This is a genomic window from Clostridium sp., from assembly GCF_016650035.1.
Classification (GTDB): domain Bacteria; phylum Bacillota; class Clostridia; order Clostridiales; family Clostridiaceae; genus Clostridium_AD.
The window spans coordinates 1-11,289 of the sequence record NZ_JAENWM010000107.1; the positions used below are offsets into that span (position 1 = coordinate 1).

The 11,289-nt window shown below is 30.0% G+C and carries 10 protein-coding genes and 1 other annotated feature; of the genes, 5 read left to right on the forward strand and 5 right to left on the reverse strand.

The genetic code is table 11. The features are described 5' to 3' along the window. Window positions 1-50: 50 nt before the first annotated feature. The 3 genes from JJD95_RS17840 to JJD95_RS17850 are packed head-to-tail and all read right to left on the reverse strand — an operon-like array spanning window position 51 to window position 3,571. Window positions 51-1,190 carry a cysteine protease StiP family protein gene (locus JJD95_RS17840; RefSeq protein ID WP_291644491.1) on the reverse strand — a complete coding sequence of 380 codons (1,140 nt, stop codon included), beginning with the start codon at window positions 1,188-1,190 and terminating at the stop codon, window positions 51-53. Between the two features lie 22 nt (window positions 1,191-1,212). Beyond that, on the reverse strand, window positions 1,213-2,535 hold the full coding sequence (locus JJD95_RS17845; protein WP_291644493.1) for a phosphoribosyltransferase family protein: 1,323 nt from the start codon (window positions 2,533-2,535) through the stop codon (window positions 1,213-1,215). Next, complete coding sequence (locus JJD95_RS17850) at window positions 2,489-3,571, reverse strand: HpcH/HpaI aldolase/citrate lyase family protein (RefSeq protein WP_291644495.1); 1,083 nt, start codon at window positions 3,569-3,571, stop codon at window positions 2,489-2,491. The genes JJD95_RS17845 and JJD95_RS17850 overlap by 47 nt, the downstream gene beginning before the upstream one ends. 322 nt (window positions 3,572-3,893) lie before the next feature. Here JJD95_RS17850 and JJD95_RS17855 point away from each other — a divergent pair, with 322 nt between their 5' ends. After that, window positions 3,894-4,553: an AIM24 family protein gene (locus tag JJD95_RS17855; protein ID WP_291644497.1), complete on the forward strand. Its 660-nt coding sequence runs from the start codon at window positions 3,894-3,896 to the stop codon at window positions 4,551-4,553. Between the two features lie 12 nt (window positions 4,554-4,565). Continuing rightward, window positions 4,566-5,393, forward strand: coding sequence for a TerD family protein (locus JJD95_RS17860; protein WP_291644499.1), 828 nt, complete (start codon window positions 4,566-4,568; stop codon window positions 5,391-5,393). Between the two features lie 71 nt (window positions 5,394-5,464). Here JJD95_RS17860 and JJD95_RS17865 read toward each other — a convergent pair whose 3' ends face one another. Continuing rightward, a complete protein-coding gene (locus tag JJD95_RS17865; RefSeq protein ID WP_291644500.1) occupies window positions 5,465-7,993 on the reverse strand; it encodes a YceG family protein in 2,529 nt (842 codons plus the stop codon). 318 nt (window positions 7,994-8,311) lie between these two features. Here JJD95_RS17865 and JJD95_RS17870 point away from each other — a divergent pair, with 318 nt between their 5' ends. The 3 genes from JJD95_RS17870 (at window position 8,312) to JJD95_RS17880 (ending at window position 9,647) form a co-directional block, all read left to right on the forward strand. Further along, window positions 8,312-9,016, forward strand: coding sequence for a glutaminyl-peptide cyclotransferase (locus tag JJD95_RS17870; protein ID WP_291644502.1), 705 nt, complete (start codon window positions 8,312-8,314; stop codon window positions 9,014-9,016). A 99-nt stretch (window positions 9,017-9,115) separates the two neighbouring features. Further along, complete coding sequence (locus JJD95_RS17875) at window positions 9,116-9,355, forward strand: hypothetical protein (RefSeq protein ID WP_291644504.1); 240 nt, start codon at window positions 9,116-9,118, stop codon at window positions 9,353-9,355. Then, the gene (locus JJD95_RS17880) at window positions 9,336-9,647 is read left to right on the forward strand and encodes a YbjQ family protein (RefSeq protein WP_291644506.1); all 312 of its coding nucleotides are present in this window, start codon (window positions 9,336-9,338) and stop codon (window positions 9,645-9,647) included. Before JJD95_RS17875 ends, JJD95_RS17880 begins: the two co-directional genes overlap by 20 nt. A 66-nt stretch (window positions 9,648-9,713) precedes the next feature. On the opposite strand, the gene asnA is transcribed toward JJD95_RS17880, so the two are convergent. Next, the gene (gene asnA, locus JJD95_RS17885; RefSeq protein ID WP_291644508.1) at window positions 9,714-10,736 is read right to left on the reverse strand and encodes an aspartate--ammonia ligase; all 1,023 of its coding nucleotides are present in this window, start codon (window positions 10,734-10,736) and stop codon (window positions 9,714-9,716) included. Between the two features lie 94 nt (window positions 10,737-10,830). After that, window positions 10,831-11,081 (reverse strand) — a binding site (T-box leader). Between the last annotated feature and the right edge of the window lie 208 nt (window positions 11,082-11,289).

Here is an 11,289-nt window from a genome sequence, read left to right on the forward strand (position 1 = left end):
TATAAACACATCCTAACTATATCTAGTATACTTGCTTGTACACTGACTGGTTACATATCTTCTTTTTCTTTTGATTTAATAATGCCACAGCAGGAGTAGCACATATCTGTATATATTTCTACGGGAATGCTCTTTTCCTCCGCCAGCTTTAGTATATGTTTTAAATTAGGATTATTAAAGGAGTCAATTAATATTTTCCAAGGAATTCGTCGAAGTAGTACCCTTGTGGTTTCTCCAATTCCTGGTTTTATAAGATTAATATTATTAATGTTAAATTTCTCTTTAATACTTTGTATATCTTCAAGTCCTTTGCAGTTTAAAGAAGTAGAATTGAAATCTATATCTGTAGCAACTTCAGAAGCGGTTTCCGTATTTATAAGTGAAGATAGATATTTTTCATCTATATCCTTAAAGCAGTCACATATTTCATCTATATAGAAATTAGAGACATCCACGGGCGCGAGTTCACTATAGAACTTAGCACCATGAAAATCATCCTTGCCAATATACTTATCGTTAAGTACAGTCCTACTTACAAGACCTGATACTGTAGAATTAAGACATGCACTGGGTATTAAAAAATCCTCTCTTGTACCGTAAATGAGAGTGCAATAAGCGGGGTCAGATAAGACTGCTAAGTTAGAATCCAAGGATATATTAAGCTCTGCGTAAAGTTCTTTGCAAGCTTTTGTTAATGTATGTTGAATAACACCTTTGCCTGTCCACCCATCAATGAATTGTATATCTGCTGGAGGGTGATCTTTAAGTATATGCATAATTGCATTTTTATCTATACCTTTATCACGTATTATAGAAATACCGTAATGAGCAGGGGACACATTGTATTTAAATTGCATATATCGTTTAATTAATATTCCAATTGGAGTTCCAGCTCTAGCAAGGGAGACCAAAACAATATTTTCACCTCTTGCAGCTATAATTTTATCTGTTAATATAGCCACTAGAGTAGCTAACTTAATTTTTGAGCCTTGTAGGGTACTGTAGAAAATATCCATATATTCTTTTGAAGGAGTATATTCTATTGGTAACATTTCAGAATAATGGGTTCCACTTTGTATAGCATTTTCTCTAAATTCATTATCTTGTTCTACTATAAGGTTTGAGATGTCTTTAAGAAGAAATATAACATCTTCAGTGCAGTAGCTTCCCGAAAAAGTACTTTGATTCATTTATTTACACCTCTTTTTTATATTAGCCTTTCCAGCATACGAATATTATAGATTTTATATGAAAGCAAGCAAAAATTCTATTTAACTCTTCTTTTTTATTTTTGGTTAAAGGCTTTTCAGAAAAGAAAAATACTTGCTCATAGAAATTATCAGGTATATTGTAAAGGTAGTTAGTTATAGTTTCATCCTCAGGGCTTTGAAAAGCAACCTTATTTTTGTTTCCATAATAATCAATGTTCCTAGCATGAACAGGACTTCTTGTAGTGGATTGAAAATACACATTATCCCCAAGCATTGCGCTTATACTACAAGGTAAATATATAAATTCACCAGTTCCTATGCAGAGACAATTGCCGGTAGTTCTTTCTTTTTTAAGTATCGTAGCTATAGATTTAGTTTCTTTAGAAATTTCAGCATTATCTTTTGAATTTATTCCAAATCTACCAGTGTGTTTTGAATAACCTTCAATACTTTCAGTTAGTTTAAAAACAAGATCTTTGTATTGAATTAATTTGGTAGAACAGGTCGGCATAATTAGATCGTCACTAATAATATTTTTTGTTTTACTGCACTTAATATTTCCTTTTAAAAGGGAACATACCCTAACATGTCTATTTTTTTCATGTCTGAATATTTTATAACTTGCAGCATCTCTCCAGTCTAGTATAGATAGAATACCGAAATATTTCCCGGGAAGACATTTTATTAAATTTAATGCAGATTTACCTGTGGTAAGTTCATCATCTACCAAAACGATATCCTCAAATTGGTTAAAAAAGTCACTGTTATAAGGGAAAAGGGAGTGCTCTACAGCGTGAGAGTGTTCTTCGTTAAAAAGCAGTGCTGAATTTATAGAAGTTATTTTCTCTCGTGTAGTGTGTATATAAGAAGCATTTGAGAAATTTTGAAATACTGCTTGAGCAAGACCCGTAGCAGTTTCAGCAAAACCTATAAAAAGAGTTTTGTTTGCAAGCCTTATAGGCGATTTTAAAATATCATGTAAGGTTTCAATATTACCTATGTTATGAGCCATATCTGAAGAAATAAGTTTACTTACTAACTCAGTTGTAGGATAATATACGTTCTCTTCCCTTTCATTAATCCAAAGACGAGCTAAAATTTCACCGATGATTTCAAGTGTAGCTGGAATCATTGGCATATGTTTTCCAATAACTTTACTTACAAACAGAAAATCTCTTTTTTTATTTTCTCTAGCTGACATAGTAAAAAGGCTTGATGCAGGAATGTTACATTTATTTTCATTAATATTAAGTGAAATTTGTAGACTATTATCAATATTATAATGAATTGGTGCACTGCAATAATTCTCTGTGAGATTTTCCATTTTCATATACCCCCATTATCTTAGCTTTCAATAATATTTCTTTTGCCCACTTTTCATGGGGTTTTATTTCATTCATTTTATTTTCGTAATCGCTTTTTATTACACCGTCAAGGGATGAATTAACAATATTACATGCATCTGTATAATTTTCTTTGGAAACCACCATAAGAGAATTTACTACATTTACTTGAGTGGGATGTATAACGGTTTTACCAGTTAACCCATTAGTTCTATCTAAAAGAGTTTCTTTAATAAGTATATTATCGTTAAAATCTAAAACTTTATTATAATATTCATAAACTACGCCAGAAATAACATAATCATCACGTTTAAAGAAGTTAATTATATCGCATATACAGTCCTTTACTACTGCTAAGTCGTATACAGTATAATCTCTACCTCGCCTAAGGCTATAAAGACCAGAGAAATCTGTGCCCCCAAGTCTAATGTTTAAGACATATTCACTATAGTAATCGATTATATGTTTTATCTTAATAAGTTCTTCTAATCGAGTTTCCTTATGGATTATTCCAGGAGTCTCTAGTATTGGCATTGCGTATAGATTTCTGTTATTAGATTTATTATATTCTTTTAGTGCAGAAAAATATTTTCCGCCAATCTCAGCATCAAACTTAGGAAATACAAAACCGCATAGACCTATCAAAGAAGATTCTCTTAGTAATTTATAAAGTTGATTAACGTTTCTAACTCTAATAAAAAGAAGAGGTAGCCTATTAATAAAAAGATCGTCATTTTCTAAAAGATGTTCTATACTCCTAAATAGTTTAATAATGTTATTTTCAGCTTGTACAATTTGGCTAGAAGATATGGAATCTTCCATACAAATAGTAATAGTGTGAGTTCCTGAGTTCCTACTAGAAGTGATGTCCTTTAGTAAATTTACCCTTGTCGCTGGCATATACAAACATGCACCTAGTGCATAAGATAATTCTTCTCTTGAAGAGTATAAGCCATACGAGGAAGGAGCTTTAAAAAAAATATTTTGTGATTTATTAATATAGTTAAAATATCGCATAATTGTTCTCCATATTATTCTCCATTTATTAAATTAATCAGTAAAAAAAATAATGAATACTGACTGTAATATATCATTATACCATAGTTATATATATTACTGCATATAAACACATGAATTACTGAATATTCAATAAAGTATTTAATGTTCTTATATAGCACATTACTGGTAATTGTTTTAGTATTATTTTTGAATATAAGAACTAATAAATAAGTAACAAAATTATGCTATACTTTATACATAGAATTTTATATCGAAATTTTTATAAGGGTTATATGATAACAAATCAGATGCCTTGAAAATAAGAAAGGGGTTAATAGGTATGTTTAATTTTAAAAATCATCAAGAACTTACTTGTATCGCAGAGGGGGATGGACAATTTTTTGCTAGAAAAGGTGCTATGGTGGCTTACGCGGGTAGCTTTACTTCTGAAAAAGTATTATTAGATACAAATAATACTGAAAGCATATTTAAATCCGTTATGAATTTAGCTGCTAGAAAGCTTACAGGAGAGAATATTCCAATTATGAAAGTAAAGGGTAAAGGTAGTTATTATATGGCAAACAGAGCACAGCATATTAGTATAATTACACTGGGGCAAGGTCAGCGTATAGGAGTTGAAGGGGAAAATTTACTCGCTTTCACTGAAGACTGTAAATACAGCGTTAGATTTATGGGTTCAGGGGTAATATCTCAAAAGGGTATGTTTACATCGAATTTAACAGGTATAGGAAATAATGCGGAGGTAGCAATAACTACAAACGGAAACCCAATTATTCTACAAACACCTTGCGTAGTGGATCCTGATGCAGTGGTATGCTGGACAGGTTCTGATCCTCAGTTTAAAACAGATATAAGTTGGAAAACTTTCCTTGGACAAAGCTCTGGTGAATCATATATGTTAGAATTTAACACTCAAGGGGAAACTGTAATTATTCAACCATTTGAAAGAAATTCAGGACTTAAAGCTTCAATAGATTAGGAGGTATGCGTTTTGTCTATAAGTGTAGAAAGTAGTAATAAAAAACTCACATCACAAAAGAAACAATACGGGAAATTAACTGTTGAGACCAGCATTAGGCCAGAAAATAATTCGAAAGTAGTAATGGGAGCTAAGCGGCAGACAAATCAAGTTAACGCTCAAAGCACGAATAATGTACAAACCCAAAATAAAGCTGAGTCTAAAATAAACACTCCACTAAAATCAAATAAAAACATTCAAAAAAGAAAACTTGTGGATGTAACGACTAGCATTAAACTTAAAAAAGGGCAAAAATTAAGCATAAATGACAATATGAAAAATATTTCGAAACTAATAGTGGCATTAGACTTTAAAGTCAAGACAAATGGTAATAATGATTTCGATTTAGATGTGTCTGTATTTATGGTAGACATAAACAATAAAACCACAGAAAAAGATTTTATCTTTTATGAAAACACTAACAGTACTTGTGGTGGAGTAGCTATAAAGCAGGATCATAATACATCACTTAAAGAAGCTTTTGATGAGTGTATACAGGTAGACTTAAATCGAATACCGGAAAGTATTCAAAAACTAGCATTTACTACAACTATATATGAGGCAACAGAAAGGTTTCAAAACCTCGGACAAGTATCAGAGGGGTATTTTAGGATTATAGATGGTAACACTAAAAAAGAGATTCTAAATTATAAATTTGATGAAGATTTATCTAAAGAAACAGCGATGGTAGTAGCGGAGATATATAGATATAAGAACGAGTGGAAAATTAATTGTATAGGTAGTGGATTTATAGGAGGCCTGGAAGCCTTGTGTAGTAATTATGGAATAGAGACCACTTAGAGGTTGTAAAATAACAAGTCAGTATGATAGGTTATCTCATACTGACTTGTTATTTATATTTATGTGCACAATTATTTGAAATTAAAAATATTAGATAAAAAGCCTTTTCCTTTTTCGTGAGTGTATTTTTTTTCATCTTTAAAATTAGGTAGTGGTAAATTGAAATTTACTTGTTCTAACCTATGAATATCATAAAATTTATCATTGATTTTTCCTTCTATGTTATTGTAGCCAGTAGGAGTAAGAATAGTAATATCTAGTCCAAATAGGTTTAAGAAACATAGCATAATAGAATCTTCATCACTGAAAATGCTTTCATTATTATCATAAATAAGAAGTTTAGGTACTTTTGATGGATAATCATATTGCTGAATTAGTTGTAGTACATTTTTATCAATATTTAAAATAGTCATTAAAATCTTTAATTTGAACTCTTTATCAATAATTTTTTTTAGCATATCTGTTTTCATTAAATAATTTATTTTTTCTAAAATAATATTTTGTAGAGAAGTTTTTAAATAAGAAAAACTATAACAGCTATGAGCTAGAAGTTTTTGTTTATCAACAAAACCACTAGTATCTAGTACAAATGCTAAGGAGTATAAATCCGTTTTAGAGTAAGTAATATTAGTAAAAGGGATGTTTGATATAAACAACGTATTTTCTGACGATTTTAATCCGAAAAAATCCTTCCAGTATAAATTCAAATCACTATGTACACCGCTTATTTTTGCAAATAAGTTTGGTATGTATATAGTACTATTCTCTACTTTAAAACCTGTACGTAAGGCAGAATCTTCATTCCATAAAAGTTTCAACTCATAAAAGGTAGTTTTAAGTGTGCTAGGATGAGTTTTATAATTTTCAAATTGCCAAGGTCTATAAAAACCATCATCATCGGTATAAAGTTTGTTCGATAATTCATTTGAGGCTTTTAGGGCAATAGTTTCTTGTCTTACTAGAAGCTCTTCTTTTGGGAATTCCTTTAAATCGCCTTTATATGGTAACTCAAAGGACTTAGAAAATGTATCACTATATTCTGCAATCTGTAAAACTTTATCCGAGAAGGTATTTATATATATAACATCGCATCCGATTCTTGATAGAAAAATTAAAAACATAAGTTCATGTCTTTTAATATCACCATAGTACATAATTTTAGGATTGAAGATATCATTTGTTGATGCATTTTGGAAGTCAAAATTCTTCACAAGGGTTGGAACAAAATCATGAGCCCAAGAAAGTAATTTCAAACAAAAGTTTTTAACTTTAGACAAGTTTAATGTTTTGTTTCCCGTGCAGTATAAATCCAGTACATAGCTAAAACTATTTGCCATAGATGAGTTTAAAATGGGATTATTACCTGGGAAAACTTTGTGTTCCATAAATAATGTAGCAAGCTTATTTGTTAGCGAAGCATCAAAGGGATCTACGTACTGCCATATATTTAGAGTACTGGTAATTAATTTAGAATTAGTACTTATAGGTATGACATCTGTAAATTTTATATATAATCCTTTAAAGATACTTAGGGTTTTGTCTAATTTAAATAGGTCATTGTAATAATCATCTTCATTTTGTTTTATTCCTATATATCTATAAAAATATACTGGAATAAAAGGCGAAGGTCCGCCTAAAAAACCAATTCTCTTACTTACAGGCAAGATTAAATCATCGAATATATTCATGCTGCTTTTAAGTATAATATTAATAGAATTTTTAAAAACTCTATCTGAAGATGGAATTTTATTTTCTAGTACAGGTTGGTTATTTTCAGGAATAATTGTTTTGAGTTCATTAGAAACTTCTTTATTAGTTTTCTTATAATTGTGTTTTGAGTTGGAATCAAATGCTACTGTGGACTCTGTCTTGGGTAATTTTATAATTTTTGAATATATATTTCCTTTATCAACTTCCAGAAAAATCATATCGGACATTGAGTTAATATAAATAATATCACAACCTAGTTTAGATAAGAATATTAGAAAATATACTTCATGCTTTTTTATATCTCCAAAAAAAAGTACTTTAGGATTGTTAATATCTTCTTCAGTTTTTGGATCATAATTAATATTATTAAACAATTTAGGGGTGAATTCGCTAATCCATCCTAGAAGTTTTATGGCAAAATTCTTTATAACAGTTTCTGTAATATTAGGTTTATTTGCTAGATAAATAGCAATTGTTTCATCAAAACTATTCTGTATATAATCATTAAAAAAACTGTTTTTAAAATTAGGGAATAATCCCTTAGTCTTAATAAGGCTAATTAAATCATTTCTTTTATGTGTATCAGAAGTAAGAAGTCCATTCCAGGGAATTTGAGCTATGGGGGCAGATAAAGTTCCAACTGGTATTCCAGAGGTGAAGTTTAAATATAAGCCTTTTAGCTCAGTTAGTTCATTGTTTAGTTTATGTAAATTCTCATAATAGATTTCCTTGTTCTCACTAATACCAATATATCTATAAAAATAAATGGGTATATTGGGTGATTTGGATCTAATAAATCCAGGGCGTCTATTTATGGGAATAAATATATCTTGAAATAAATTTTGTGATTCTAAAGTAGAAGTACTTATTTGTTTTCTAGAATTAATCAAAGCTTAACCTCCAATCTTATTCTTACATCTACTACATGCAGCATAGATGTAAGAAATGTAATAAAACGTATAAAATCCGATAATGTACATTAAAACTATATACATCAATTATAACTAGGTTACCATTAATTATACTATTAGTTAATAGAATATTTTTGAACGTGTTATTTATCTTTTATATAGATACTATTATATGTATAATACGTATTTTATCATTTAATGCATGAAAACACTACATAACTCTAATCCTAGACACAAGAATATTAAAATAAACATATAATAATTACAAACCATAAATTATGTAGGTGAGGTGAGAAAATGAGATTTCTAAATAATATTCCAACATATCCATACAATATTATAGATACTTATCCACATGATGAAGATGTTTTTACTGAAGGGTTAGTGTATGAAGTAGGTTTTCTTTATGAGAGCAGTGGAACAGGAAGGGAGTCAAATTTACGTAAAATAGATCTACAAACGGGAGAAATATTGAAATTACTCAAATTAGATGAAGATTATTTTGCTACGGGAATTACACTTTACCACAATAAAATATTTCAATTAACATTGAAATCCAATGTGGGGTTTGTTTATGATAAGGATAGTTTTAAACTAATAAATAAATTTTACTATAACACAGAAGGATGGGGAATTACACACAATGGTGAGCATTTAATTATGAGTGATGGTACCGATAAAATATATTTTCTGAATCCTAAAAACTTTAAAAAGGTATATAGTATAAAAGTTCATGATGAATTTAGAGCTGTTAATAAACTAAATGAGCTTGAGTTTATTCAAGGGGAAATTTATGCGAATATTTGGAAGAGTAATAACATTGCTAGGATTTCTCCTCATAGTGGTAAAATAACTGGATGGTTAGAGCTTAAAGGGCTATTAACGCCTAAAGAATATAAAAAGGCAGGTATGCTCAATGGAATTGCATATGATAAAAACAATAAGCATATTTTTGTAACTGGGAAAAGGTGGCCTAAAATATATGAGGTTAAATTAGTATAGCTTATTTTAGAAATTAACCTTAGTAACATAAATATAATTTAATTGTTTGAGATTTATGTTATTATGTGTATAATAACATTTTCTTATGTGGGGGTTAAAATGAAGAAAATCATTATAACTATATTTATAACACTAATTTTTATCATAATAGCTGGATTCTATGCAGGAGGTATAATTTATTCCGTGGCAAAAGAGGGCACGCCATCGTTTTTATTACCACTGGGAATGATTATTTTAACAATTATTTTCATAGCAATTATTGGTATTTTAATTTACAACATGTATGAAAGAATAAAAGAAATTAGAAGGGGTGACGAAAATGATATTAGTAAATACTGATTATATTAGTGGTAAAGAAATAGAAATTATTTCTTTAGTCAAAGGTTCAGTAGTATGGTCAAAAAACATTGGTAAAGACATTTTAAGTGGATTTAAAACCTTGGTTGGGGGAGAAATTAAAAGCTACACAGAAATGATGAATGAGGCTAGGGCTATAGCAACAAAACGTATGGTAGAAGAAGCAGAAGGCATGGGTGCTGATGCTATTGTTAACATAAGGTATACAACTAGTGCTGTAATGCAGGGTGCTTCAGAAGTTATAGCTTATGGAACAGCAGTAAAATTGAAATAGTAATAAGTTATAAATATTACAAAAACACCGTAAATAAATTAGTTATTTACGGTGTTTTTAATGTCGTTAAAGTAAATTTATATTTTCTGCCAAGCAGTCCTCTATCATTTCATCTGGCCATATTGAAGACTGGACCTCGCCAATATGAGCTTTATTTAGAAAATACATACATATTCTAGATTGGCCTATTCCACCACCAACAGTATATGGGAGTTTACCTTCAAGTAATAGTTTGTGGAATTCAAAGGAGCTTCTTTGTTCACAACCGGCTTGTTTAAGCTGATTTTTTAACGCTATTTCATCGACTCTTATTCCCATAGAAGATAGTTCAAAGGCTTTTTCTAGTACTGGATACCAGAATACAATATCTCCATTAAGTGACCAATCATCATAGTCAGGAGCTCTACCATCATGCTTTTCTCCAGACTTTAGTGTACCACCAATTTGCATGATAAATACTGCAATTTTTTCTTTGCAAATGGCATCTTCTCTTTCTTTTGGAGTAAGAGAAGGATATAAATTCTCAAGCTCTTGCGTAGTTATAAAGAAAATTTCCGCTGGAAGAAATTTTTCTATTTTAGGATATAATTCGTGAACATGATCTTCAGTACCCTTAAAAACCTTATACAGATTAGTTACAATTTCTTTTAATTTGTCTAAAGTTCTATCTTCTTTAAGAATAACCTTTTCCCAGTCCCATTGGTCTACATATATAGAATGAAGGTTATCTAAATCTTCATCTCGTCTTATTGCATTCATATCTGTATATAGACCTTCGTTTGCATCAAATCCATATCTATATAAAGCCATACGTTTCCACTTAGCTAGTGAATGTACAATTTCAATATTCGTATCAGCTATAGCTTTCATATCAAAGGAAACAGGGCGTTCAATACCATTTAGGTTATCATTGAGTCCAGTATCAGATTTTACGAAAAGGGGAGCTGATACTCTTGTAAGGTTTAATTCTTTTGCTATTCTATTTTCAAAATAATCCTTTACCTGTTTAATAGCAATTTCTGTATCCTTTAGTCCAAGAAGTGGATCGTATTTATCTGGAATTGCAAGTTGGTTTTTATAAGTTATCATAAATAATACCTCCTAATATTTTTTTGTGATGATTAGCATTTGCATACAATATATTTTTAATATTAAAACAAAAAACAAAAAACCTTCATCCTTGTTATAGGACGAAAGTTGAACTTCCGTGGTACCACCTAAATTAGCTTCAAAAGCTCACTCATAATCAGTACGGAAACAGTGTTTCGATACTGCCCTATAGATAACGGCTAGGCTCCGTCCATACCTAATTTCACAAGGATTTCAGCTGGAAACTCAGAGATGTTTTTCAATATAGGCATCGTATGGAACTTCCACTATAATCCACTCGCTTTGACTACTTCCTACATATACTCTTCTCGTCACAGTCTTTATAAAAATAACTTGTAATCATTATAACTTGCAAGTTTTGATTTGTCAACATGCAAAAAACAAATAACTTAATATTATGATCCGTTTATGATAATGTCTTAGTATACCGTTTTTGATTATGTCCCAAACATACAAAAATATAGTGTAGAATATACCTCATAAGATTGTACAAATGGGGTGTTGATAATCAGAAAGGTAGATTTAAATATGA

What these genes read in the sequence shown, in the direction of transcription:
- JJD95_RS17880 (WP_291644506.1), top strand. Translation starts at nt 9,336, where the DNA reads ATGATATTAGTAAATACTGATTATATTAGTGGTAAAGAAATAGAAATT.
- asnA (WP_291644508.1), bottom strand. Translation starts at nt 10,736, where the DNA reads ATGATAACTTATAAAAACCAACTTGCAATTCCAGATAAATACGATCCA.
- JJD95_RS17850 (WP_291644495.1), bottom strand. Translation starts at nt 3,571, where the DNA reads ATGCGATATTTTAACTATATTAATAAATCACAAAATATTTTTTTTAAA.
- JJD95_RS17845 (WP_291644493.1), bottom strand. Translation starts at nt 2,535, where the DNA reads ATGGAAAATCTCACAGAGAATTATTGCAGTGCACCAATTCATTATAAT.
- JJD95_RS17855 (WP_291644497.1), top strand. Translation starts at nt 3,894, where the DNA reads ATGTTTAATTTTAAAAATCATCAAGAACTTACTTGTATCGCAGAGGGG.
- JJD95_RS17840 (WP_291644491.1), bottom strand. Translation starts at nt 1,190, where the DNA reads ATGAATCAAAGTACTTTTTCGGGAAGCTACTGCACTGAAGATGTTATA.
- JJD95_RS17875 (WP_291644504.1), top strand. Translation starts at nt 9,116, where the DNA reads ATGAAGAAAATCATTATAACTATATTTATAACACTAATTTTTATCATA.
- JJD95_RS17870 (WP_291644502.1), top strand. Translation starts at nt 8,312, where the DNA reads ATGAGATTTCTAAATAATATTCCAACATATCCATACAATATTATAGAT.